The organism is Dysgonomonas sp. Marseille-P4361, assembly GCF_900343125.1.
Taxonomy (GTDB): Bacteria; Bacteroidota; Bacteroidia; order Bacteroidales; family Dysgonomonadaceae; genus Dysgonomonas.
Genome location: NZ_OPYL01000004.1, coordinates 178,077 through 203,372, shown reverse-complemented (window position 1 = coordinate 203,372; position 25,296 = coordinate 178,077). Strand labels below are relative to the sequence as shown.

Annotated in this window: 25 protein-coding genes and 1 pseudogene; 12 read left to right on the top strand and 14 right to left on the bottom strand. The window is 35.8% G+C overall.

What is annotated here, in order from left to right:
- Nucleotides 1-17 precede the first annotated feature (17 nt).
- From pdxH to DHU68_RS09485, 6 genes are all read right to left on the bottom strand, one after another.
- Nucleotides 18-653, bottom strand: a complete 636-nt coding sequence (gene pdxH, locus DHU68_RS09510) for a pyridoxamine 5'-phosphate oxidase (RefSeq protein WP_108822751.1) — start codon at nucleotides 651-653, stop codon at nucleotides 18-20.
- A gap of 176 nt (nucleotides 654-829) precedes the next feature.
- On the bottom strand, nucleotides 830-1,174 hold the full coding sequence (locus DHU68_RS09505; RefSeq protein ID WP_108822886.1) for a DUF2023 family protein: 345 nt from the start codon (nucleotides 1,172-1,174) through the stop codon (nucleotides 830-832).
- Nucleotides 1,175-1,186: 12 nt separating this feature from the next.
- Nucleotides 1,187-1,687: a flavodoxin FldA gene (gene fldA / locus DHU68_RS09500; RefSeq protein ID WP_108822885.1), complete on the bottom strand. Its 501-nt coding sequence runs from the start codon at nucleotides 1,685-1,687 to the stop codon at nucleotides 1,187-1,189.
- A gap of 181 nt (nucleotides 1,688-1,868) precedes the next feature.
- The gene (gene rpmA, locus DHU68_RS09495; RefSeq protein ID WP_108822750.1) at nucleotides 1,869-2,138 is read right to left on the bottom strand and encodes a 50S ribosomal protein L27; all 270 of its coding nucleotides are present in this window, start codon (nucleotides 2,136-2,138) and stop codon (nucleotides 1,869-1,871) included.
- A gap of 20 nt (nucleotides 2,139-2,158) precedes the next feature.
- Nucleotides 2,159-2,470: a 50S ribosomal protein L21 gene (rplU, locus tag DHU68_RS09490; protein ID WP_108822749.1), complete on the bottom strand. Its 312-nt coding sequence runs from the start codon at nucleotides 2,468-2,470 to the stop codon at nucleotides 2,159-2,161.
- A gap of 130 nt (nucleotides 2,471-2,600) precedes the next feature.
- Entirely contained in the window at nucleotides 2,601-3,113 is a 513-nt protein-coding gene (locus tag DHU68_RS09485) for a hypothetical protein (protein WP_108822748.1), read from the bottom strand.
- A gap of 432 nt (nucleotides 3,114-3,545) precedes the next feature.
- On the opposite strand from DHU68_RS09485, the gene DHU68_RS09480 reads away from it, so the two are divergent.
- The 5 genes from DHU68_RS09480 (at nucleotide 3,546) to DHU68_RS09460 (ending at nucleotide 8,679) form a co-directional block, all read left to right on the top strand.
- Nucleotides 3,546-5,723: a glutamine synthetase III gene (locus DHU68_RS09480; protein WP_108822747.1), complete on the top strand. Its 2,178-nt coding sequence runs from the start codon at nucleotides 3,546-3,548 to the stop codon at nucleotides 5,721-5,723.
- A gap of 232 nt (nucleotides 5,724-5,955) precedes the next feature.
- Entirely contained in the window at nucleotides 5,956-6,456 is a 501-nt protein-coding gene (locus DHU68_RS09475) for a calycin-like domain-containing protein (protein WP_160111117.1), read from the top strand.
- 97 nt (nucleotides 6,457-6,553) lie between these two features.
- Nucleotides 6,554-7,099 carry a C40 family peptidase gene (locus DHU68_RS09470; RefSeq protein ID WP_108822745.1) on the top strand — a complete coding sequence of 182 codons (546 nt, stop codon included), beginning with the start codon at nucleotides 6,554-6,556 and terminating at the stop codon, nucleotides 7,097-7,099.
- Between the two features lie 92 nt (nucleotides 7,100-7,191).
- Nucleotides 7,192-7,950 carry a C40 family peptidase gene (locus DHU68_RS09465; RefSeq protein WP_108822744.1) on the top strand — a complete coding sequence of 253 codons (759 nt, stop codon included), beginning with the start codon at nucleotides 7,192-7,194 and terminating at the stop codon, nucleotides 7,948-7,950.
- A 132-nt stretch (nucleotides 7,951-8,082) separates the two neighbouring features.
- Nucleotides 8,083-8,679, top strand: coding sequence for a YigZ family protein (locus DHU68_RS09460; RefSeq protein WP_108822743.1), 597 nt, complete (start codon nucleotides 8,083-8,085; stop codon nucleotides 8,677-8,679).
- Nucleotides 8,680-8,681: 2 nt separating this feature from the next.
- Here the strand turns inward: DHU68_RS09460 and DHU68_RS09455 are convergent, their stop codons facing one another.
- The 4 genes from DHU68_RS09455 to DHU68_RS09440 form a co-directional block, all read right to left on the bottom strand.
- A complete protein-coding gene (locus DHU68_RS09455; RefSeq protein WP_108822742.1) occupies nucleotides 8,682-11,921 on the bottom strand; it encodes an exodeoxyribonuclease V subunit beta in 3,240 nt (1,079 codons plus the stop codon).
- Nucleotides 11,899-12,237, bottom strand: a complete 339-nt coding sequence (locus DHU68_RS09450; protein ID WP_108822741.1) for a translation initiation factor — start codon at nucleotides 12,235-12,237, stop codon at nucleotides 11,899-11,901. The genes DHU68_RS09455 and DHU68_RS09450 overlap by 23 nt, the downstream gene beginning before the upstream one ends.
- A gap of 108 nt (nucleotides 12,238-12,345) precedes the next feature.
- Complete coding sequence (locus tag DHU68_RS09445) at nucleotides 12,346-12,825, bottom strand: methylglyoxal synthase (protein ID WP_108822740.1); 480 nt, start codon at nucleotides 12,823-12,825, stop codon at nucleotides 12,346-12,348.
- Nucleotides 12,826-12,981: 156 nt separating this feature from the next.
- The gene (locus DHU68_RS09440; RefSeq protein ID WP_108822739.1) at nucleotides 12,982-15,495 is read right to left on the bottom strand and encodes an ATP-dependent Clp protease ATP-binding subunit; all 2,514 of its coding nucleotides are present in this window, start codon (nucleotides 15,493-15,495) and stop codon (nucleotides 12,982-12,984) included.
- Nucleotides 15,496-15,790: 295 nt separating this feature from the next.
- Between DHU68_RS09440 and miaB the strand changes: the two genes are divergently transcribed.
- The 6 genes from miaB to DHU68_RS09410 all read left to right on the top strand — a co-directional run bounded on the left by miaB (nucleotide 15,791) and on the right by DHU68_RS09410 (nucleotide 19,930).
- Nucleotides 15,791-17,161, top strand: coding sequence for a tRNA (N6-isopentenyl adenosine(37)-C2)-methylthiotransferase MiaB (miaB, locus tag DHU68_RS09435; RefSeq protein ID WP_108822738.1), 1,371 nt, complete (start codon nucleotides 15,791-15,793; stop codon nucleotides 17,159-17,161).
- 136 nt (nucleotides 17,162-17,297) lie between these two features.
- On the top strand, nucleotides 17,298-17,498 hold the full coding sequence (locus DHU68_RS09430; protein ID WP_108822737.1) for a hypothetical protein: 201 nt from the start codon (nucleotides 17,298-17,300) through the stop codon (nucleotides 17,496-17,498).
- A complete protein-coding gene (locus tag DHU68_RS09425) occupies nucleotides 17,488-17,871 on the top strand; it encodes a hypothetical protein (protein WP_108822736.1) in 384 nt (127 codons plus the stop codon). The genes DHU68_RS09430 and DHU68_RS09425 overlap by 11 nt, the downstream gene beginning before the upstream one ends.
- Nucleotides 17,858-18,241, top strand: a complete 384-nt coding sequence (locus tag DHU68_RS09420; protein ID WP_108822735.1) for a hypothetical protein — start codon at nucleotides 17,858-17,860, stop codon at nucleotides 18,239-18,241. Before DHU68_RS09425 ends, DHU68_RS09420 begins: the two co-directional genes overlap by 14 nt.
- A 112-nt stretch (nucleotides 18,242-18,353) precedes the next feature.
- Entirely contained in the window at nucleotides 18,354-19,331 is a 978-nt protein-coding gene (locus tag DHU68_RS09415) for an aminodeoxychorismate synthase component I (RefSeq protein WP_108822884.1), read from the top strand.
- Nucleotides 19,328-19,930, top strand: a complete 603-nt coding sequence (locus DHU68_RS09410; RefSeq protein WP_108822734.1) for an aminotransferase class IV — start codon at nucleotides 19,328-19,330, stop codon at nucleotides 19,928-19,930. Before DHU68_RS09415 ends, DHU68_RS09410 begins: the two co-directional genes overlap by 4 nt.
- 5 nt (nucleotides 19,931-19,935) lie before the next feature.
- Here DHU68_RS09410 and DHU68_RS09405 read toward each other — a convergent pair.
- From DHU68_RS09405 to DHU68_RS09390, 4 genes and pseudogenes are all read right to left on the bottom strand, one after another.
- Nucleotides 19,936-21,084 (bottom strand): annotated as a pseudogene (locus DHU68_RS09405) (class I SAM-dependent RNA methyltransferase); the annotation flags it as partial.
- Between the two features lie 45 nt (nucleotides 21,085-21,129).
- Nucleotides 21,130-21,645 carry a PH domain-containing protein gene (locus tag DHU68_RS09400; RefSeq protein ID WP_108822732.1) on the bottom strand — a complete coding sequence of 172 codons (516 nt, stop codon included), beginning with the start codon at nucleotides 21,643-21,645 and terminating at the stop codon, nucleotides 21,130-21,132.
- Between the two features lie 22 nt (nucleotides 21,646-21,667).
- On the bottom strand, nucleotides 21,668-22,372 hold the full coding sequence (locus tag DHU68_RS09395; protein WP_108822731.1) for a hypothetical protein: 705 nt from the start codon (nucleotides 22,370-22,372) through the stop codon (nucleotides 21,668-21,670).
- Between the two features lie 21 nt (nucleotides 22,373-22,393).
- Entirely contained in the window at nucleotides 22,394-23,941 is a 1,548-nt protein-coding gene (locus tag DHU68_RS09390) for a glycoside hydrolase family 10 protein (RefSeq protein WP_108822730.1), read from the bottom strand.
- 102 nt (nucleotides 23,942-24,043) lie between these two features.
- Between DHU68_RS09390 and DHU68_RS09385 the strand changes: the two genes are divergently transcribed.
- The gene (locus DHU68_RS09385) at nucleotides 24,044-25,282 is read left to right on the top strand and encodes a metallophosphoesterase (protein ID WP_108822883.1); all 1,239 of its coding nucleotides are present in this window, start codon (nucleotides 24,044-24,046) and stop codon (nucleotides 25,280-25,282) included.
- Nucleotides 25,283-25,296 lie beyond the last annotated feature (14 nt).

The window sequence follows — 25,296 nt, the reverse complement described above, 5'->3', positions numbered from 1 at the left end:
AATGTGAATATAACCTTTTATGGGGCAAGACGCTCAATTTTCCAGCTGTTTTTTTCTAAAGAGTATTGAATTCTGTCATGCAAACGACTACTTCTTCCCTGCCAAAATTCTATTAAATAAGGGGTTACGATATATCCTCCCCAATTTGATGGACGAGCAATTTCTTTATTTGAAAATTTAGTTTCAAAGTCAGTTATTAAGTTTTCTAAATATTCTCTGTTTGGAATTGCTTCACTCTGAGGAGATGCCCAGGCTCCAAGCTTACTCTTTTCGGGGCGAGATTCGAAGTAGAGGTCTGATACTGTATCTGAAGTCTTTTCCACTATTCCTTCTATTCTAACTTGTCTCTCTAGCTCATGCCAGACGAATGTTAGAGCGCAGTATTTATTTTGTTCGATCTGTTTTCCTTTTTTGCTGTCGTAGTTAGAGAAAAAAATAAGACCATCATTTGCTACTTGTTTTAAAAGAACCGTTCTGGAAGAGGGTTTCCCTTCTGGAGTTGCTGTTGCAATATTCATTGCATTGGGTTCTAGTGCTTTCGCTTCTATTGCCTCTTTAAGCCATTGTTCAAATAGAGGTATTGGGATTTGTGGTACATCTTCTTCGTTCAATGTTTGTAGAGTGAAATCTCTCCTTAGTTCAAATAAATCCATTCTCTATATTTATTGTGTTTATTATATAACGTGAATGTAATACTTTTGTTTAGATGAAAAAGAGTTTCGGTGTCAAAATAACATAATAAAGATAGCGAAAAAAATAATCCTCACAGACATCGCGTCTATGAGGATTACAGATCAACTAAAAAAACTATCTATAGAAAAGTTATGAGTTAAACATATTCTTTTTCTTTATTTCTAATATTTCGTCTTTTGCAATATCTGGAGCATTGCTCACTGATGCTATATCCTAACAGAATCCCTAAAATGAAATCTTCTTCAGGGCTTAATAAGTTTAGAGGTTTATTTATACATATCTTGTTGGCTACTCTCATGCATTCGTCCTTTCCGAAGAATACATTAATATTTCCATTATCAAGTTTACGTATTTCATATTTTATGGCATTTCTTTCTAATTTGAACTTTACTTTATCTTCAGATTCACCGCTAAGTGTACAAAGGATAAAATCTCTGACTCCTTTTTTATACTCGTAAATAAGATGATGAAGAAAACGCATATCAATCATATCTTAGATTTCATTCTTTAGTTGTGTCACCCAATTGTCAATGCGGTCATCTGTTAGATCAGATTCGTTATCGTTGTCGATAAGCAGCCCTATGAATCTATTGTCTATAACTGCTTCAGAATCATCAAAAGTATATCCTTTGGTTTCCACATGTCCAATAACCTGACAGCCTTTATCTTTTATTACCTGATAAATTTTACCAATTGCATCTCCGAAAGTATCGCTGTATGAAGATGAGTCTCCGCAGCCAAACAGAGCAACTTTTTTACCCGAAAGGTCAGCGTCTTTAACTTTGTCAATATAGTCTTCCCAGTCATCTTGTAGATCTCCAAAACCCATTGTAGAAGATCCAAATAATATAAGATCATATGGGGAAAAGTTTACATTAGCTTTTGCTACATCGTGTATGTCTTCTTTAGTAATATTTAGCTTTCTAGCTATTTCTTCGGCAACGTCTTGAGTGTTTCCTGTTGTAGAACCGTAGTATATCCCTATTTTAGTCATTGTATATTGTTTTAAGTTTACCATTTTGTGTACAATGCAAAGTAACGTGATGTATAAACTTAAACCAATACCGAATAATAATGAATTTTTTTACACTTTATCATTATTAGTTAGTAGCTAGAAAGCAAAAAAGCAGTTTGACTTAGTCAAACTGCTTTTTTATATTCTAAAAACTGTATTTTTAAGCTTCTGCTTCAGTAGCAGGAAGTACAGATACGAAAGATCTGTTGTCTCTTTTTTTACGGAAAACTACAGTTCCATCTGTAAGAGCAAATAGAGTATGGTCTTTGCCAATACCTACATTGTCACCAGGGTGATGAGTTGTACCTCTTTGACGAACTATGATGTTTCCAGCTTTTACAGCTTCTCCTCCAAATACCTTAACGCCCAATCGTTTACTTTCCGATTCACGGCCGTTTTTCGAACTACCTACACCTTTCTTGTGTGCCATTTTCTTCTGTCTTTAACTGATTAAGCAATAATTTCTTTAACTACAATTTCAGAGAATTGTTGACGGTGACCGTTTAGTTTACGATAACCTTTTCTTCTTTTTTTGTGGAAAACAAGAACTTTATCTCCTTTTACTTGAGATACTACTTCTACCACAACTTTAGCTCCTTCTACTGTAGGTGCTCCTACTGTAACAGAACCATCTTTGTCTACTAGTAAAACTTTGTCAAATTCTACGCTAGCTCCATTTTCAGCGTTGATTCTGTGAACATACAATTTTTGGTCTTTTTCAACCTTCATTTGTTGTCCTTGAATGTCTACGATTACGTACATCTGTTTTTATATATTACAGGTTATGTGCCTGAGGCGAACCACCTTATGTGATTTCTTTTTGGCCTATTGGCAATCGGGTGGCAAAGATAATAAAATGTGGTGAGTTTTTCAAATGTTTTTGAAGAAAAACTTACTTTACTTCTCTCATTATTAGTGTTGCTTCAGCATCATCTGGGATTAAATTAGGATCTCCACCTATTTCTCGATAAATAAAATCAAGATCTTTCTTTTTGAGTTTTGTCCATGTGATGAGAACTCTTCCGTCTAGTCTGAAAATAGATGAAGTCTGCGCAGCTTCAGAGTCTTTTATGTATAAAGTATCTTTTACTGTATGATAGTCGGCTGTCCTATAGCGATCTTCATATCCTGTTTCTCTGTTTAATGCTTTGATTTGTAGGTGTCCTTGCCCTTTCTCAGATTCGCTGAATACGCGTTTGATGATATAGTCTTTATCGTCTAAGGCGTATAAGTTCTTGAAACTTTGACTCAACAAAGAATCAGGATCGATATCTATATCAACATGTCGTTCGACAGTAGTCCATTCTCCGTCAAGGGTTGATTCTACATATTCGTTGTTTTTACTACAAGAAGTAATTGCTATGATTGAGCATATTAAAAATATAGCAGTTAATGTATTACGCATAAGAAATTTATTTGTTTTGTAAAAGTAATGCAAAGATATATATAAATCTTAAAATTAGGCTTAAATGTTTTATGTATAATGCTATAATAAAGATTTGTATAGCCCTTTTGTTCAAACGTTATTTCTGCTAAGATTTACAAGTCGTATTTTAACTTCAAAAAGCATCATTTTTTAGTATAAAAAAGTTTAAGCTTTCTTGTGAGATAGAATAAATTAGATGAAATTTGCATCGTCAAATTGTTTGATATAATATCAAAACGTTCAAAGTTTATTTATATTGTTGTTAAACAATATTCTGTGAGTGTTGCTCGATACAAGTCTTAAATATAGATATAATTCTTATATTTGAATAATACTTAAAACAGCGATTGTTTTATATTGTGTCCCATCAATTTTGAGTGTGTTTGTATTAAACAAGAAATAGCATTTTTTATGACAAAGTTACGTTTTAGAGCAGTGGCAATAGCATCGGAAAGAAAACCGATAGAAGTGAAAATACCTAAATTCAAAACATCCGAATATTACGGAGAAAAGGTGTTTAATAAGAGAGCAATGTCTAAATATCTTTCGAAAGAAACGTTTCAGGCGCTAAATAATGCTATCGATAAAGGGGAGGCAGTAGATCGTAACCTAGCCGAACATATAGCAGCAGGAATGAAAATGTGGGCTTTAGAAAATGGGGCAACTCACTATACTCACTGGTTTCATCCCTTGACGGATGGTACAGCAGAGAAACATGATGCCTTTGTAGAACATGATGGTAATGGAGGCTTGATCGAAGAGTTTGAGGGTAAATTATTGGCTCAGCAAGAACCGGATGCTTCAAGTTTTCCTTCGGGAGGATTGCGTAATACTTTCGAAGCAAGAGGTTATTCAGCCTGGGATCCATCTTCTCCCGCATTTATCGTTGGAGATACATTGTGTATTCCTACAATCTTTATCTCTTATACAGGAGAAGCTCTTGATTATAAGACACCATTGTTGAAATCATTAGCTACAATTGATAAGGCAGCAACATCCGTTGTTCATTACTTTAATGAAGATGTAAAGAAGATACAAACAAACCTTGGCTGGGAACAGGAATATTTCTTGGTTGATGAAGACTTGTTTATGGCTCGTCCCGACCTTGCATTAACAGGAAGAACGTTGATGAGTCACGAAAGTGCGAAGAATCAACAGCTGGAAGATCACTATTTTGGAGCAATCCCTGATAGAGTACAAAAATTCATGGAAGAGTTGGAATATGAAGCTTATTCTTTAGGTATTCCTGTGAAAACACGCCATAATGAAGTTGCGCCAAATCAGTTTGAGTTAGCACCTATATATGAGGAATGTAATCTGGCGGTAGATCATAACCTGTTGGTTATGTCTGTAATGGATAAGGTAGCTCGTAAGCATGCTTTTAAAATTTTATACCATGAAAAACCTTTTAAAGGTGTAAATGGTTCCGGAAAGCATAACAACTGGTCGCTGACAACAGATACTGGAATCAACCTACTTTCGCCAGGAAAAGATAAAGTAGATAATCTACGCTTTATAACTTTTATAGTTAATATTTTAGCTGCAGTACACAAAAATAACGGACTGCTTAAAGCTTCTATATCTTCAGCTACAAATGCACATCGTTTAGGAGCTAATGAAGCACCTCCTGCAATCATTTCAGTTTTTCTGGGAAGTCAAGTCAGTGACATCCTGGATAAATTTGAGAAAAGCTCAGTAAAAGATGCGATAGTAGTTGATAGTAAGAAACAAATTAGTTTAGGAGTAGGGCAAATTCCGGAAATATTGCTAGATAATACAGATCGCAACCGTACTTCTCCTTTCGCTTTTACAGGTAATAGATTCGAATTTAGAGCTGTGGGTTCTTCGGCTAACTGCGCTTCCGCTATGACAGCATTGAATGCCTCTGTTGCTGAACAATTGAGAACATTCAAAGAAGAGGTAGATAGTCTTATTGCTCAGGGCAAGTCTAAAGAAGAAGCTTTGTATGAGATAATAAAGAAATATATAAAAGAGTCTCGTCCTATTCGCTTCGATGGAAATGGCTATAGTGACGAATGGAAAGAGGAAGCTAGTCGTCGTGGTCTTGATTGTGAAACAAGTGTTCCCTTGATATATGATAGTTATACTTCAGCTCAAAGTGTCAAAACTTTTGAGGGAATCTTATCAGAAGTCGAATTGCATGCTCGCAATGAGGTTAAGTGGGAAATCTTTACAAAGAAGATCCAAATTGAGTCTCGTGTGTTGGGCGATTTGGCTTTGAATCATATAATTCCAGTAGCTATTTCGTACCAATCAATCTTATTGACTAATGTATCGAAACTGAAAGAGGTCTTTGATGATTATAAAACGCTCGGAGCAGAACAATTACGATTGATAGAGAAAATTTCTAATCATGTGAATGCAATCAATGCAAAAGTGCATGCTATGATAGATGCTCGTAAGGTAGCGAATAGTATAGAAGAGGAACGTGAGAAAGCAATTGCTTATCACGACAATGTTGCTCCTTATTTGGATGAAATCCGTTATCACGTTGATAAATTAGAATTGATAGTTGATAATGATATGTGGCCGTTAGCGAAATACAGAGAACTTCTGTTTATTAGATAATCGATATACAATTTCAGTAAAGACTCTCTGTTTCAATTATTAAAACAGAGAGTTTCTTTTTATATGGAATGGTTAACTGATTGTTAAAAAAAGATATAAAAAGTGTATAAATAGAATCTTAAAGATAAAATCAGGGGAAACAAGGTTATCTTTGTAGCGCTCAATAAAACACACAAGATTTTATACTTAAAGTCTTAACGTCGAAATTTACTAACTAAATAATATGAAACTTATGAACAAGAAACTTTTTTTACTAGTAGCGTTTGTTTTATCTCTAGGTTTAGGCTTTACAGCATGTGGAGATGATGAAAAAGAAGATCCGGCTGTTGACTATGCGGCACAGATTGCAGGAACATATAATGGGAAGTTGGTTGTTGATTTGGGAACCGCAGGAGGAGAGCAAGATCCAATAACACGAGATATAAAAATTGCCAGAAAAGCAGATAATTCAATAGAATTGTCTCTTGATAATTTTACATTTATGGATATGCCTGTAGGTGATATCAAAGTATCAACTGCAGTTTCAGAAAATGAAGGAGTTGTAAAATTAGCAGATGTTACTCTATCTGAATACAGCTTGGCTGAAGGTGCATTGAAAGCAGATGTAAAGCTACATCAATCTACTGTGAAAAATGGAAAGCTAATTTTAAATATAAGTGTTACAAAGATAAAATTAGGAGGAGTTGAAGGTACTCCAGATGTGGAAGTAAGTTTCACGGGCGATAAAAAATAATTTAGATTCGAATCTTACTAGATACAAAGGGTGGTTTTAGAAATAAAATCACCCTTCTTCTGTTTTTATGAGTATCTTTATCTGAAATTTTTATCATATGAAACAGCATAAATTCGCCTATCTCTTATCGTTTGTCGTTTCTCTTCTTTTGTTTTCTTCGTGTGGTTCGCAAAAGATGACGAGTAATCGGTTGTTGTACGATCCCGCAGAAGTTTCTAATTTGTCGGCTAAACTAGGTGTTAGATTAAGCAACTTAGATAAAGATGATGATGAAAATATGCCTTTGTATGCAGAGTCTTCACTATGGTTAGGAGTGCCTTATCGTGGGGGAGGGTTATCTCGCAAAGGAGTTGATTGTTCGGGTTTTGCTTTCTTAATGTATCAAAAGGTTTATGGGAAGAAAATACCTCGATCAACGGCTGATCTGTCAAGAATGAAAATGAAAAAAGTTTCTAAGAATGATTTACAAACGGGAGACTTTGTTTTTTTTGCAACATCATCAAAGAATAAAATAAATCATGTAGGTATCTATCTGAAAGATGGCTATTTTGTTCATGCTTCTACATCGAAAGGCGTTATAGTTAGTCATTTGTATGAAGATTACTATCGTCGTACATGGAAGAAAGGTGGGCGACTAAAATAATTTTGAAATTGGATAAAATGTTTAAAAAAAGCTAATTGATTGTTTTATATTGAAATAGATTCTCTATTTTTATCCGATTTAAAATTAAAAACATGGTTTTTCTTTCAAAATTATTACATGTATCGTTGGTCGCAATCTTATTGTCAGGCGCATTTGCTCCTGAGATGAAGGCTACTACATTATATCCTAATAAAGAAAAAGATAAATCGGGGAAAAATACAGTATTAACTCCTAAAAAGGTAAAAATAGTTAAATCTCATAAAGAGAATATTGAGATTAAAACCAAAGGAGGTAATACAGTAGCTTTACCTAAAGTGGAACAGAAAATAGTAGACCAGCCATCTACCATAGTAAAAGAAAATCAGTTACTCGCTGAAATAGATCTTACTAAAACAAATAAGGCTCTGCAAGAATTATTGATTCAGCGTAAAGAGATGGAAGAACTCTCTTCCGTATTGGGAGTAACTATTACTGATGCTTCTATGTTAGATCTTTACAGAGAGGCTGCAGATTGGCTAGGTACTCGCTATAGAAGAGGAGGAATGAGTCGCAAAGCTGTTGACTGCTCAGGTTTTACAAATATCATCTACAAAAATGTATTTGATCAGAAATTAGATCGGGTAAGTACTACAATTGCAAAGAATGTGAAAGAATCTATTCATGATAAAGAAGATCTAAAGCCGGGAGATATGGTATTCTTCTCTACTTTTGGCAAGAAATATATCAATCATGTTGGAATTTATTTGGGTGAAGGGAAATTCGTTCATGCTTCAATAAAGAAAGGGGTGATTATTAGCCGTTTGGATGAAGGATATTACAGCCGTAATTGGAAAAAAGGAGGACGTAATTAGTCAATTGTTATAATAATATACTAGGGGAAGCCTGAGATGAAATGTCTTAGGCTTCTTTTTTTGTTATAAAGCTTAGTCTACTCTATTGATCTATATTAGAAAATATTTTTAATTAATATTATCTTTGCAACTATGGAAGATGTCTATAAAACCATTACAGAATCATCAAAAGCTATATATACAGAGAAACGAAGTAAGTTTATAGCTTATGCTATTCCTGTGACCACAGTAGATGAAGTCAAAGTAGAAATAGATAAATTACGTAAAGAATATTACGATGCTCGTCATGTTTGCTGGGCATATATGTTAGGAGCTGAGAGAAAAGATTTCAGAGCGAATGATGATGGTGAACCTTCAGGAACAGCAGGAAAACCTATTCTAGGGCAAATAAATGCGAATGAACTGACTGATATACTGATTGCTGTTGTACGCTATTTTGGTGGGATAAAGCTCGGGACAAGTGGCCTGATCGTTGCTTATAGAGAAGCCGCTGCTGAAGCAATATCTGAAGCTACTATCATAGAGAAAACAGTCGATTGCGAAATCTTTTTTGAGTTTGAATATCCTTTTATGAACGACGTAATGAAGATTGTAAAAGATATGGAGCCTACTATTATAAGTCAAAGCTATGATATGGATTGCAAGATGACTCTAGAAATTCGTAAAGGACAATTTGATGAACTAAAAGGACGCTTGGAAAAAGTAGAAAGCCTGAGATTTGACGAATAGTATTAAATCTCAAGAACTTTGCCTAATGTAATGTAGCATATATATCCTTTTACATTTTTATACCCCATTTTTCTTATCTGATCTGAATAGTATTTTACCTGTCGAATATATTTTTTATCTTCCTTCTCCCCGAATTTGTAGTCTATTACAATCGCTTCATTCCCTTTTATCATAACACGATCGGGACGGCTAAAAGTACCCTTTGGTTGCAATATTTGAACTTCATTCAATACTTTGTATTCTCCAGAGTACCAAGTGGCAACAAGGGGATCGGAAAGATATGTTTTAAGTAAAGAGGTGATTTCTTCTTTTTGGCTTATGGTAATATCTCCCGAAATATGATATCTTTCTACAGCATCATCTATATCTGCTTCAGTCTGCACCTGACTGACTATTTCGTGCATCAATGTACCGTAATCGCGTTGCCCGGAGTCAGAAAAATAATATTTGTTTTTTAACAAGAGCTTGATGCGTTCACCGAAAGGTGTGCTTGATAGCGTATTTACATTTATTTCACCTATCTCGCTGGAGTTTATTTTAACCTTAGGTTTATAATCTTCGCCAATTTCTAATATAGCTGTTTCTTCATCCAAAAAATCAGATAAGTTGATGAAGGTTTTACTTTCGCTCATTCTTTCATCAGAAGACTTGATAGAAGAATTTAAGAGAGAAGAAATATTATTAATCTCATCTTTTTTCGGCTTAGGAGCGAATATGATGAGATCATTTTTAGCTCTGGTAAAGGCTACATACAGTATATTGAGATTGTCGATGAATGCATGCAGGCGCTCGTTGAAATACTCGAAGTCAAATATTGTATTCTTCAACTTCTGTGAATATTTAACCGGAACCAAATGTAGTTGATTGAAAGGTTCACTCTGTGGATGGCACCATAATATTGTTGTCAGTTTATGGTCTATTTCCCAATTGCAAAAAGGTATAAGCACAACCTCAAAGCCTAGTCCTTTCGATTTGTGGATAGTCATAATCCTGATAGCATCTTGTCCGTCCGGCGTATAGATGGTTTTGTTTATACCCGTTTCGTCCCACCACCTGATAAAAGCATCTAGGTCGGATGAGTTTCTTACACTGAAGTCTGATACCATATCCAGAAAAGACTGAATATATACTTGTTCATCGTCTTCCATGGCATCACGAAACAGCTCGAAAATCTCTTCCGTCATTTCATACAGTGGCAACTCTCTTATCTGACCAAGTTTATAAGCTATCTCTTCAGGAAGATCCTCATTTGCCGAGAAATACTTTTGTAAAGCATCTTCCGGAGCCAGCTGATTATTATATTTGAAATATTCATATACAGCCAAGGCTTTTAAGGAGCTATCCAAAGGGTTGTGCAGATATTTCAATAAAGCTACAATCAATTTTATACTCTTCGAATTATTAACAAAGAGGGCTTCGTCTGAAATAATATCATACTTGTAATTAGAGTCAAGATGTTCATTCTTGTAATCCAATAACTTGTTTGCTACGGCTGCTCCTTCTTTTTTTGTTCGCACAAGTATTGCTATATCTCTAAGGCTGTAGCCCTTGTCTTGTAGCTGTTCTATTTGTCCTGGAAGTTGTTCTAAGGCATAATCTAGCCAGTTACCTTCATCTGTATCGATAAACTCTACTCGTACATGTCCCTCATTATCCTTATGAGGATCTGGTATTTTTTGGCAAAGGTCATTATATGCTTTTGTGATACGATGAAAGAATGGTTGCAATCGTTCGTCAGCATTATCCTCTAGCGACTTATTATAAGTTTCTTGTAGAAGTTGAGAGCCTAAAGAAAATATAGTATTATTGAACTTAACAATGTTGCGAGCGCTTCGCCAATTGGTATCCAACGTCTCGTGGTCAATCCCTTCTTTAGCGAAATCTTTGTCCAATTGTTCGTCTAGTAGCTTCCAGTCCGAGTTTCGCCAACGATAGATACTTTGCTTGACATCGCCAACAATGAAATTACTATTCCCGGCCGCCAGACTATCTTTTACCAATGGCAGGAAGTTTTGCCATTGCATCCCTGATGTGTCTTGAAATTCATCAATCATGTAGTTGTTGATGCGCATCCCCACCTTTTCGTATATGAATGGTGAGTCGTTACCGTCAATAATGCGATTGAGTAATTCTGTAGTGTCAGAGATTAGCATAATATTGTTTCCGGCAGCATTTTCTCTGATTTTTTTGTCAACATCTCCAAGTATTCCCAATGTGAAGAAATAGCGATTTATTTCAAAGGCAGTTTGATATATGCGAGAATCATCGTAGTGATTGACTATTTCACTTATACAACTGTTAAGCTCTGGAAAAGCATCTTCTATCTTACTTCTTAAGCCTCCTCCTGTTTTGTTTGTATACCAATTGGGAAGATTGTCAACCAGTTCTCGAAAAGTTTTAGTCGGTTCATTGATCTCTTTATTTGCTAACTTGACTAAAGAGAAAAAAGGAGAGCGTGTTCCTCCTTTAAAATCTTCAGGTTTCAACCCATAGCGGGATATAATATTCAGTCCTTTCTCGCCTAGCTGTTGAGATGTCTTTTCGAAGGTTTGTATAATAGAAAATAGCATATCTTTATAGTCTGTCATCAGTTTTTTATCTGATATGTCAGACTGTACTTGATTGCTGTATGCCTTGTAGCTTTCTTTAAATATTTCGGAAGAAAGTGATTGTATATCGTTTCTTATATTCCAAGTTTCTCCATTCTCTATTTTTTCTTCGGAGAAACGTAATAGCCAGTCTAATAGTAGTTTTTTGTCACTGCTCTCCAGGTCATAGAGCATATCATCTATTGCCTCTCCTAAAACCTTATCAGTATCAAGTTCAACATTGTATCCGCCTCCCAATCCTATTTCGCGAGTAAAGGAACGCATGGTTTGTTGAAAAAACTTATCAATGGTACTGACTGAGAAAGATGAGTAGTCGTGCAAGATTCTGACCAGTATATCTCTAGCTTCTTTTCTTACCTGTTCTTCGTTTAAGCCATATTCTTCAGATAAATCTTTCAGGTAAGGCGATTTATCTCCTTTGGCTAAATGTGCCAGCTCTTCGATGATACGTGTCTTCATCTCATCGGTAGCTTTATTGGTAAAGGTTACGGCAAGTATATGGCGGTATGCATTCGGAGACGAAAATAGAATAGACAAATATTCGGCAGTCAGGCGATGTGTTTTACCCGAACCTGCCGAAGCTTTATATACATGTAGATTTATTTCGTCATCAAATGATACGTGCTTTGACATAACCCTCTTTTTGAAGAAGTTCTAATACTTTATTGCGGAAGTCACCCTGAATAATTATTTCACCATCCTTAGCCGATCCTCCAACGCCACATTTAACTTTCAGAAACTTGCCCAAGTCTTCCAAGTCTTCGGTAGTTCCAATAAAACCTGTGATTAAGGTGACTACTTTTCCTTTTCTATTTCTTTTATCTAAAGAAATACGTAATAGTTGTTTTTCTTTAGGCAGGGTATCTTGTTCTTTCTCTTCTTCTGTTTCGTATTTGTAGTCCGGATTTGTAGAATACACAACATTTAGCCGGTCTTTCCAGTCATTCATAATCGTACATCAAAAAAAAGATTTTAACTAAAAAGTGACAAAAGTAACAGATCTCATTTATTTTATATAGGGTTACCTTTGTCAGATCTTTTTGTAATAATAGATAAACTATTCTTTGATTCTTCTGAAGTTAGCATCAAAATTAGCCCTGTCGAAATTCTCATATCTAGGGTTCATTGGACTATAGGTCTCGTCATCCCAAAGTGTGCTAGTAATCATCAGATCCGCACTATATCTATTACATGCAATAGGTACATTGTGTACACGGCATTGGCGGAGAAGCATCATGATATCAGCCTCATGTGGTTGAGGGTTCAAGTCATCGATAAGAAATACAGCCAAGTCTATTTCGTGACGAACAACCATTGCTGCAATTTCTGCATCCCCTCCCATAGGTCCGGAGTTCATGCGAGTAATTTCAGCATGTATCCCTTTTTCCTCAAAGGCTTGTTTTATAAGAGTACCTGTTGTTCCTGTACAAACAAGATGGTGTTCTGCTAAGAAATCTGAGTTGTAGAAACACCATTCTACCATATCTGCTTTGCGATGGTCATGTGCTACCAAGGCTATTGTTAATTTTTTTCTCATATTGTCTTTTCTTATTTTATTTATACCAAAGATAGTGTTTTTTAATCCCCGATAAGTTACGTTTTTGTAAAGAAATTAGAATTTAATATTACGATTATGAAAAAGATCAGGTCACTGAATGTGCCTGATCTTTTACCGTATTTATATATAGGGGGCTTATTTACCAATAGCTTTAAGTTTGTCGTTTTCTTTGTCTACTTCAAAGCTTATTGTTCCTCCTTCTTTTACTGTTCCCGAAAGGATTAGCTCTGCAATTTCATCTTCTATATAGTTCTGTATTGCACGTTTAAGAGGACGAGCTCCAAATTGCACATCATAGCCCTTGTCGGCTAAGAAATCTTTAGCTTCCTGGCTAAGCTCTATAGTATAGCCTAGTTCGGTCATTCTCTTATAGAACCCTTTCAGTTCGATATCGATAATCTTTTCTATCGAGCTCTTATCTAACTGATCGAATGTGATAATGTCATCTACACGATTCAAGAACTCCGGTGAGAATGTTTTGTTCAACGCTTTTTGCAATACACTTCTCGAATATTCTCTGTTAGCAGCATCTTTCTTGTTGAAACCGATACCTCCACCAAAATCTTTCAGTTGGCGAGTCCCAACATTCGATGTCATAATGAGGATTGTATTCTTGAAATCAACCTTACGTCCTAAACTGTCTGTTAAATGACCTTCGTCCATTACTTGTAGTAGGATGTTATAAACATCGGGGTGAGCTTTTTCAATCTCATCAAGTAAAACTACTGAATATGGTTTGCGGCGAACTTTTTCACTCAATAAACCACCTTCTTCGTACCCAACATATCCCGGAGGCGCTCCGACCAAACGCGATACATTGAATTTTTCCATGTATTCGCTCATGTCGATACGGATAAGTGCATCAGCAGAATCGAATAATTCTTCAGCTATCTTTTTGGCTAGGTGAGTCTTTCCTACACCCGTTGGCCCAAGGAACATAAATGAACCTATAGGACGATTAGGATCCTTCAATCCGATACGGTTACGCTGAATAGCTTTTACGATCTTCTTAACGGCCTCATCTTGTCCAACTACAGATGCAGTCAATTTGTCCTTCATGCCAACAAGCTTGATACCTTCTGACTCTCCAATACGTTGTACTGGTACTCCTGACATCATAGATACTACCTCAGCTACCATTTCAGCGTCTACTGTCTCCGGCTTTTCTTTTAATGAAGCCTTCCAGGCTGCTTCAGCTTCTTCGAGTTTGGTCATCAACTGACGTTGAGTATCTCTAAAGCTTGCAGCTAATTCATATTTCTGAGCCTTAACTGCTTCACTTTTTTGCTCTATTGCCTCTTTAAGCTCTTTCTCGATATTTTCGATCTCTTCCGGAACTTGGATGTTTGCTATATGCATACGAGATCCAGCCTCGTCCAAAGCGTCAATAGCTTTATCCGGAAAGTTACGATCTGTAATGTATCTGTCAGTTAGCTTAACACAAGCTTCTAGTGCATCTTCTGTGTATTTTACATTGTGGTGCTCTTCGTAACGTTCTTTTATATTATGCAATATTTGTAACGTTTCTTCAGCAGTGGTAGGTTCTACCATTACTTTCTGGAAACGACGCTCTAAAGCTCCATCTTTTTCGATATTCTTTCTGTATTCGTCTAAAGTCGTAGCGCCGATGCATTGTATCTCTCCACGAGCAAGAGCAGGTTTGAGCATATTGGCAGCATCTAGCGAGCCTGTAGCACCTCCAGCACCGACAATGGTATGTATCTCGTCTATAAACAAGATAATATTAGGGTTTTTAGAAAGCTCGTTCAGTATAGCTTTGATTCGTTCTTCAAACTGCCCACGATATTTTGTGCCGGCTACTACTGATGCCATATCTAGCGCGATAACTCGTTTGTCGAACAATACACGGGAAACTTTCTTTTGGATAATACGTAGAGCAAGCCCTTCTACAATAGCCGATTTACCTACACCGGGTTCTCCTATCAGGATAGGGTTGTTCTTTTTGCGACGGCTAAGTATCTGAGCTAAGCGTTCTATTTCTTTTTCGCGGCCAACAATCGGGTCAAGCTTGTCGTCCATTGCAGCTTTTGTCATGTCTATGCCAAAATTGTCAAGAACAGGAGTATCTGTTGCTTGGCGAGGTTGCTGTGTTCCTATATTTGAACTACCGCTTGTCGGTTCGTCTTCTTCATCATCATCGTCCGTAAAGTCAGCCCCCATCTTAGGCGATTGCTTTACGTTCTTGTGCATGATATCACCCATACTCTTGATATAGGTAAATGCACCATTATAATCCATATTATATTCTTCTAATAACATAGCTGCAACATTTGTATGATCTTTTAAAATAGCAAGGAGTAAGTGTTCCGAATCTGTTTCTTTACTCTTTGTCAATCGAGCCTCAAGTAGACTCATTTTGAGAATTTTCTCAGTGTTTTTACTTAAAACTACTTCACTGTTTGGGTATGTTTCCTCCTGCTGTTTTAATATGTTGTTATCAATACTTTCTTTAAATTCAACCAAATCTATTCCAAAATCCTTTAATGCCTGTATGGCTAATCCTTCTCCATTGCGGAGAATTCCAAGCATCAAATGTTCCGGTGCAAGATAGTTGGTTTGCAAACGTCCAACTTCCTCACGACTGTAAGTCATGATTTTGCGAACTCTTTGTGAAAAATTATTTTCCATAACCGTCTATTTGATGTTTAATGTCTTATATACAAATATAAGATTTTGTTTCTAATAACTTATTTAGATACAATCTTTATTAATTGCCTCTATGAAATAACAAAAATGGTGCCACAAAGTTTAAATAAGTCTTTGTCTAGTTCATCAATCATATCCCTATAGTCTGTAAGGGGTAGTCTCTGGTAATATTAATAATGTCAGACTAAGTAGATTTCTCTTTTTTGTTGTACTTTTGTCTTTCTAAGCGGTTTGAGATAAGCCGTAGCTTTAATAAACGAAATTAAACTATATTTCTATGAACAAAGATCAAGGACTGGACTTTAAATCCACGACTTCGACAGAAGAAAAGAAACTGTTCATCGAAACCTATGGATGCCAGATGAATGTGGCAGACAGCGAGGTTGTGGCATCTGTAATGCAGATGGATGGTTATGTTATGACGGACAAGCTGGAAGATGCCGATGCCGTATTTGTAAATACTTGTTCGGTGCGAGACAATGCCGAGCAGCGAGTAATTCAACGATTGGAATATTTTTCGGCTATCAGAAAGAAAAAGAACCCTAATATGATAATTGGAGTTTTGGGATGTATGGCTGAAAGAGTTAAAGAAGACTTGCTCGAAAATCATCATGCAGATGTAGTTGTCGGTCCTGATGCCTATCTTGATCTACCAAATCTGGTAGGAGCAGCAGAAAAAGGAGAAAAAGCAATCAATGTAGAGTTGTCGAAAACGGAGACATATAAAGATGTGATACCTTTAAAAATAGGAGGAAACCATATTTCAGGCTATGTTTCTATCATGCGTGGGTGTGACAAGTTTTGTACCTATTGTATTGTTCCTTATACCAGAGGGCGTGAACGTAGTCGCGAACCTCAAAGCATTCTGAACGAAGTTGCCGATTTGCGCGATAAGGGTTTCAAAGAAGTAACATTACTCGGACAAAATGTCAATTCATATCGCTTCGAAAATGAAGATGGCACAATGGTCGATTTCTCAAGATTGCTGGAAATTGTAGCTTTAGAAGCTCCAAAGATGCGAGTGCGTTTTACAACATCGCATCCAAAAGATATGACAGACGAAACCTTAGAGGTTATTGCTAAATATGATAATTTGTGTAAATTTATTCATCTTCCGGTGCAATCGGGAAGTTCGCGTATGCTGAAGTTGATGAATAGGAAATATGACCGCGAGTGGTATCTTGATCGTATAGCTGCCATTAAACGGATTATTCCGGGTTGTGGACTATCTACTGATATAATGTGTGGTTACCATTCCGAGACGGAGGAAGATCAGCAAGAAACTCTATCGCTGATGAAAGAAGTTTGCTTCGATTCGGCTTTTATGTTTAAATATTCGGAACGTCCTGGAACATATGCAGCTAAGAAATTAGCAGATGATGTACCCGAAGATGTGAAAATAGAGCGTTTGCAGGCTATAATTGAATTACAGAATCAATGTTCGAACGAAAGTAACAAACGTGATATTGGTAAAGTTTTTGAAGTGCTTGTAGAAGGCTTCTCTAAACGATCCAGAGAACAACTGTTCGGGCGTACCTCACAAAATAAAGTAGTTATTTTTGATAAAGGTAGTCACAGGGTCGGAGACTTTGTAAATGTGAAAATAACAGGAAGTACTTCGGCTACATTGTTTGGAGAAGAGGTGTAGTGCTTTGTAACATTATTTCACTAAGCATTTTTTCATTTTTCTTTAAAAAGTAATTATATTAGAAGTCTCTTTGGAAAAGGGAATTGAAAAAATGTTATTTCAATAAATGTGTGTAAAAATTTAAACTGAAAATATTATGAATAAAACAGGCTCGAATTTATTATTTTTAGCTATCGGTGCTGCTTTGGGTGCAGCAGTAGGATATATTGCCGCTTCGGATAAGAAGGAAGAATGGTTGAAGGATATAAATGGTCTTGTGGATAAAGTAAAAGGCAACGTAAGAGCTGCAACAGCTAAAGGAAGAACCAGAATAGAAGATATAAACGATGTTGAATAATACGGATATAAATGACGATAACCCTAAAACTCCTCTTGAAGAAATCAAGCAGGATGTTTTAATCTATATCAACAGAAGAGCACGGTTATTTAAACTCGATGCTTATGAGAAAGGAGCGATCTCTTCCTCTATTCTTGGATATGGGATAATCGTTATTAGTATTGTTGCCGTAATATTATTCTTTTCTCTTATCGGTGCTGCTTTCTTTATCGGTGAGTTACTGGATAGTTTAGCTGCCGGATTTGGAATACTGGCTTTATTCTCTCTTCTAGTTCTTACGGTAGTAATTCTCTCAAGAAAGAAGATTAAACGAGGTATATTGAATAAGACAGTTGAATTCTTAAGAAAAGTGGAGGCTAATGATGCAGAATAAATTAAGTCCATTAGAAGAACTTCTCCAAGAGAAAGAAATTGTCAGAAGAGAAGTAAAAGAAAGTGAAGTTTGTTTGTCCGAACATTGGGAATATGTATCAGAAAATGCAGTGCCTATTCTTTTCAATGGTGCTGTAAATGCTGTTGCCGGCTATTTCGGTTTTGGCCATCGGATTTCTTCAAAAAAAGCAAAGAACATTGAAGAACCATCGGGCTCGTCAGGAATCTTTCAAAATGTATTTGGCTTTTTGTCCGGCTATTATCCATTGATGTGGGAAATAGCTCAACCTCTTTTATTCCGTTATGTAATGAAAAGGATACGTTCATTATTCTCGAGTAAAAAAAAGAAACGGAAAAATGATGATGATTGAGATTTATTAGAAAGCAAAAATAAATAAGAACAGGTGACCAATTGTTGGTTGCCTGTTTTGCTTTTCATACTTTTGTTATCTACAAATGATAAATGAGTTTGAAGTTTTACATATGTTTCGTACTGATATAAATGATATCCGATTAAAAATGAATGAATTTGGAAGGTTGAACAAACCTTTCCTATTCGCTATCAATTTTGAAATGACAGAAGGTTTTATCATAGAAAACCCATTATCACAGTCGGATATTTTATTTGAAATAAATGGTAGAGGGAATATCCCGAAAACTAAAATGGTAGAAGAGGTTTCATCCAGATTTGACTATCAGCCACTTTCATATACAGACTATAAAAAGAAATTTGATATCGTTCTTGATGGATTAAGAAAGGGAGACTCTTATCTTACAAACCTGACAGTAAAAACACGAGTCTCATTCGATCTTTTTCTAGAGGATATAATGAGGATGAGTAAAGCTCCATACAAATTGTTTGTGCCAAACAGATTTGTGTGCTTTTCTCCTGAGCGCTTTGTGTGTATCAGAGGAAGTAAAATATCAACCAATCCGATGAAAGGAACAATAGATGCTTCTATTCCTGATGCGGAGAATAAAATTTTGAACGATTTTAAAGAGACAGCAGAGCATAATACTATCGTCGATTTATTGCGTAACGATCTCAGTATATTTGCCCAAAATGTACAGGTAGACAGATTTCGTTATATCGATCGTATAGGAACAAATAAGCAAGCAATATTACAAGTTAGCTCCGAAATATCAGGACGGCTAAAAGGAGATTCAAGTAAAAAGTTGGGTGATATTGTAATAGGAATGTTGCCTGCCGGTTCTGTATCAGGTGCTCCAAAAGAAGAAACCATTCGTATAATTCAGAAAGCAGAGTGCGAACCAAGAGGTTTCTATACGGGTGTTTTTGGCTATTATGACGGAGATACTCTTGATACTGCTGTGTTGATACGCTATATAGAGAAAGATGGAGATAAATATTATTTTCGTAGTGGGGGAGGGATTACAGCATACAGTGACTGTAAGAGTGAGTATGAAGAAGTAATTGAAAAAGTATATTTGCCAATATGAAGAATGAGCCTTTTTTTATTGAGACTATAAAGGTTGTAGATGGTAAATTTCTCAACTTAGCTTACCATATGGATAGGATGAATCGTACGATGATAACATTCTTTAATACAACAATGTTTGTGGAACTATGGAAAGGAGATATCCCCGAAGCTTTACAATCGGGTGTGACAAAATGCCGTATTGTTTATTCATACTCGTATGTGAAAACAGAGTATGAACCATATCATTATCCACAGCTAAATAGCCTTAAGCTAGTGGAAGGTGGTGACATTGATTATTCATTTAAGTTTGCCGATCGATCTGTGTTACAAACATTATTGCTGAAAAAAGAAGATTGTTCCGAGATTCTTATTATTAAAGATGGTCATATTACCGATACCTCTTTTAGCAATGTGGTATTGGAAGATAGAACAGGGCTTTATACTCCATCTACATATCTGCTGGGAGGTACAAAGCGCAAGCAATTGCTAGATAAAGGTATAGTGAAAGAGAAAAAGATTAGGGTAGAGGATATTCATGATTATTCAAAACTGTATCTAATAAATGCAATGATTGATTTAGAAGATACAGTATGTGTGGATATAGATAAAATGTTTTAGACTATTTTTGCATCCTTACGTTTACCCGCAAAAATATCATACTTCCTGAATTCACAAGGTAAAGAACCATTTACAAGCTGTATCTTCTTTGTTGGCTTTAATCCTATTTTATCAAAACACTCTTTCTTATAGCTGAGTATCCAAGCTGAATATCCCATGAATACATGCTTCAATCGTTCTCCTGTCATTTCATATAAACCCGATAAATCTTCAGGCTTAATACGTTCGCCATACGGAGGATTGGTAACGAGAATCCCGCTATCAGCAGGAACTTTCTCATATTTCTCAAAAGGTAATACTTGCAGTTCTATATGCTTCTCTACTCCGGCACTCTTTATATTTTTCGTTGCAATGTCAATCGCTTCCGGCAAAATATCAGATCCGTATATTTTATATTTGAATTCTCGTTCGCCGCTATCATCATTGTAGATAGTTTCGAATAGTTCGGAGTTGAAATTCTTCCATTTTTCGAAAGCAAAGTTTTTACGATATATGCCGGGAGGTACATTCATCGCTATCAATGCAGCCTCTATGAGTAATGTTCCCGATCCGCACATTGGATCTACAAAATTGGATTCACCTCTCCAGCCAGTTTTGAGAATCATCCCTGCTGCAAGAACTTCATTTAATGGAGCTTCTGTTTGTGCTACGCGATAGCCTCTTTTATGCAGCGATTCACCCGAGCTATCAAAAGATAAAGTACACTTATCATGTGCAATATGAAAATTGATGAGAAGGTCGGGATTCTTTGTATCAACGGAAGGACGTTTCCCCGTCTTGGACATAAAATAGTCGGCAATAGCATCTTTTACCCGATATGCAACAAACTTGGAATGATTGAAATAATCGGAAAAAGTAATGGCGTCGATGGCAAACGTGCTGTCTTCGGTCAGATGTTCGAACCAATTCATCGTTTTGACTTTTTTGTATATCTCGTCTGTCGTTTTTGCATTAAAGGTATAAACCGGGCGTAATACTCTCAGGGCAGTACGGCAATGGATATTCGCTTTATACATTAAAGCCAAATCTCCCTCGAAGGATACCATTCGTTTGCCTATTTCAAGATTATTTGCCCCTAAGGCGATTAGTTCTTCAGCTAATACCTCCTCAAGGCCTGCCATCGTTTTGGCTATCATCGTAAATTGTCTTCTCATCTATATTGTTCTTTGATTTGGTAGCCCATTTGCTACTTTTATTCTTTATTTTAGTCTGGCTTTTACCATTTCAACTAGTTGATCGGGGTTGTCACAACTAAACATAATATTCTCATTGTTTATAATATCTATCCATACCTGATTTTTAGGATCGGTTGTGTATTTTTTATAATAGCCTAGTTTTTTGCTGTTCCATTTGCCTTGGTCGGCTCCTATTCCGGAAGAACCAAAAGTTCTGGTTTCTCCCAAAATGTCCTCTTTTGTTACTCGCTTTATATCTTTTATTTTCTGATAATCTATTTGAGTATAACTAATGTAATTGTTGATCGATAAATGATTGTCCGTTAGTTCTATCTCTTTAGGGGTATTTAGTAAAGAGCTAGATACAATATACAATAGAAAGATGATCGTAATGCCTAAAAAAGAAGATTTCCAATAGGATTTACTTTTTATTCCTTTAATTAAATTCCAAGTAATAAGGATAGCACAGATAAGGAGGATAGTTCCAGTTATACAACTTTCCAATTTTATGCCATCATCCCATGTGCAATCAAATACCATTCTTTAGAATCTTTTTTAGTTATTATTTTTTTAATATATCAAGAGGAAAATATTCCTCTATTTGATAAGGTTCTTTGTTAAAATCAATATAGTAGAAATGCTTTGTAGCCAATATGTTATATTTATCGGTTTCTTCTATTGTTTTGAAGTAGTATCTGTTCAGAGGCGAAATATATTTCCCTTCCGAAAAATTTTCGTTATTTTTTGTTACTTTAGAGAATGATGTACCATCTATATCGCTAATATAAAAGCTTTTTATGTCAACATAATCTAATGCATTGTTTTTATTCGAATCACTATCAGTTATAGTATAGAAAATGAATTTCTTTCCTGTTTTATTATATATTTCCTCTTGAAATGAATAACTCCAGATATTGAGAGATAAATCAGTTAAAGTATTTTTTGAATTTAAAGGAACTTCTTCGAATATAAGATTCGTAATGTAATTTGTACTATATCCTCCATCTTTAGAATAGCTGTTTAATTTTCCGAATGATTTCTCAGATATGCCCATGATTTTTACTTCGTATATCAAAATACTTCTGGCGCTATCTATTAGTATAGGAAGCTCAGTTGATATTATTTTGGTTGTGTCTGCAATGATACTATCCATGCTCAACTGAAATGAAGCAATGTCTTTTTCATTAATATTTACTGTTTCAGGGTTATTCTTATTGCAAGAATAAAAAGCAGATATTAATAACAATACAACAAATAATTTTTTCATGTCAGCTTGTGTTTTTGGGTTCTACAATTTTACAGTTTTCGACTTTCCTTTGGATTCGTTATGAAAACCATCAACTGCTGTAACTACGTATTTGTATTCTTTTTTACCCCCTTCGTAAGGTAAGATATAGCTCTTATCTTTAGTCGTAGCAACTATGTAACGTGCATTTTCGAGGTTTTCTTTTTCTCCTTTAGGAAAACGATAGATAACATAATATTGAGCCGACTCGGGATCATATTTTTCAGAGTTACTTTCCCATGTCAGAGAGTGAGTCGTCTCGGTATATACTTCTTTCAGATTTTTGACCTTTTTAGGACTCTTATTGTGCATATGTTTATAAGCAGGAATAAGCGCCGGGTATTTATGGTAATTTGTTCTTAGCTCGTTCACTATGCCTTTGTAATTATCAAGTAATTCATAAGCAGGCCAGAAACAGTTACCATGTATGGAAGTAAAACTACGTGATAGAATCATTTTCTCTTTCAGCTGACTGTCTCCCGATGGTTGCTGTGCATCCATTGTACGTTTTACATCCTGTCCTATATAAAGATGTTCAGAATAATTATTGTTTGCCCACCAATTGATCAAGGTTTTGTAATCTGCTAAATTGTGACCTATTTCCCAGTATATCTGAGGCATATTGTAATCTATCCATCCATTCTTCACCCATAGTTTCACATCTGCATACAGATCATCATAATTTTGAAGTCCGTTGGTATTACTTCCCGATCCATCAGGAGTGCTTTTCTTGTTGCGGTAGATGCCGAAAGGACTGATACCAAATCTTACCCAAGGTTTTGAAGTTTGGAGGGTATGTTTTATTTCTTTTATCAACATGTTTACATTGTTTCTTCTCCAATCGCCTAATTGATTTTTAGCAAAACCTTGTTGTGAGGCATACTGGTTGAAACTTCTATCGTCAGGAAAAGCTTCTCCTGCAATAGGGTAGGGGTAGAAATAATCATCCATATGGATGGCATCTACATCGTATCTCATTACAATATCTTTTACAATATCACAGATGAATTGTCTATTCTTAGGGATACCCGGATCGAAATAAATTTTTCCACCGTAAGTAACGAAGCGTTCTGGCTCTCTGTGGTAAATGTGATTTCTTGCAAATGTGTCGTTTGTGCTAGCCGATACACGATAAGGGTTTAACCAGGCGTGAAGTTCCATATTACGCTTATGACATTCTTCGACAAGAAAGGCTAAAGGATCGAATCCTCCTTCAGGGGCTACACCTTGTACTCCTGTAAGAAATGCACTCCAGGGTTCAAGATCTGATTTGTAAAAAGCATCAGCATATGGACGTGCTTGAAATATGACAGCGTTTATACCACTAGCTTGTAACTGGTCGAGAGTCCGTACAAAATAAGTTTTCATTTGTTGTACGGTCATATTTTTATATCTTGTTTGCCATGCTGTGCTTAGCCATGCTCCTCGGAATTCTCGTTTAGGATGTGTGATATCAACGAACGTAACACGTTGTTTTTGTACTCCACACGAAGACAAGAAGAGTAGAAATGCAATGATTACAGTAAGAAGTGATATTGTATTCTTATTCATATAGGTAACATAATTTAATAAGTGCTTACAAAAATAGGAATAATAACTGGAAGGTCTTTTATTTAAATGGCTTACTTTTGTTTGTAGTAAATGAAAAATAAGATGAAAAGATCTATTTTAATTCTTCTGGTGTTAATTATTTCAGTCTGTGTATCGTCGCAGATAAAAATGGGAGTAATATCAGATACGCATTACCTCTCAGAGAAATTGATGGAGGATGGATCAGCTATCGATCAGTATATTGCAGCAAGTGGGAAAAGTATAAAGGCTACGCCAGAGGTATTAGATAAAGTTTTGGCTGACTATTTAGAAAGTGATATAGAAATGCTATTTGTTTGTGGTGATATGACTAAAGATGGAGAGCGTCAGAGCCATCTCGATTTTGTAGAAAAACTAAAGCCTTTGCAAGAAAAGGGAGTTCGTGTTTTTGTTATCCCCGGAAATCATGATATAAATATGCCAAATGCTGTAGGCTATAAGGAGGGTGAAATATATAAGGTTGATAATGTTTCTGTTGATGATTTTGAGGAAATATATGCAGACTGTGGTTATGCAAATGCCTTGAAAAAAGATGATCATTCTTTGAGTTATTTAGCCCAACTTGACGATAAAATATGGCTGTTAGCTATTGATGCAGCTCGCTATGCTGAATATGAGAATATGAGTATTTCAAGTGGACGCATCTTGCCTCAAACTGAAGAATGGATTATGAATATATTGAATGAGGCACAGGGTAAAGATATTCAGGTAATAGGAATGATGCATTGGGGACTGACGGAGCATATTGTCTATCAGTCAGAATTTTTTGAACAGTATTTAGTTGATGATTGGCAACGTTTAGCTAAAACTTTTGCCGATAAGGGAATGAAAGCAATATTTACAGGACATTTTCACTCGAATGATATATCGGCCGCTGTTTCAGATAATGATAACAAAATATATGATATAGAGACCGGTACACTATCATCTTATCCCTATGCCTACCGTTATGTTGATTTATATAAGGATAAATTGATTGTGAGAACTAAAAATATAACGGAAATTCCTTCCAATACGAATTTGGCAGAAGAAGATCGTTTGCGAATGAAAATTGTAGCCGAAAAACAAGCTGCACAGAAATTGAAGAATTTCGGACTCGATTTATCACCCGATGTTTTACCTAAATTTGTGGAAGCATTAAGCCAATTATTCGTATTGCATCTTTATGGCGATGAAGAACCTAACGATGCTCTATTGAAATCAATAAAAGGACTATCAGAAAGTATGGATGCTCCATTTGATGTAGATGATCTAGAACTTGACTTTTGGCCTGCAGATAATAATGTTGAAATAATGTTCTAAAAGTCAGATAAATA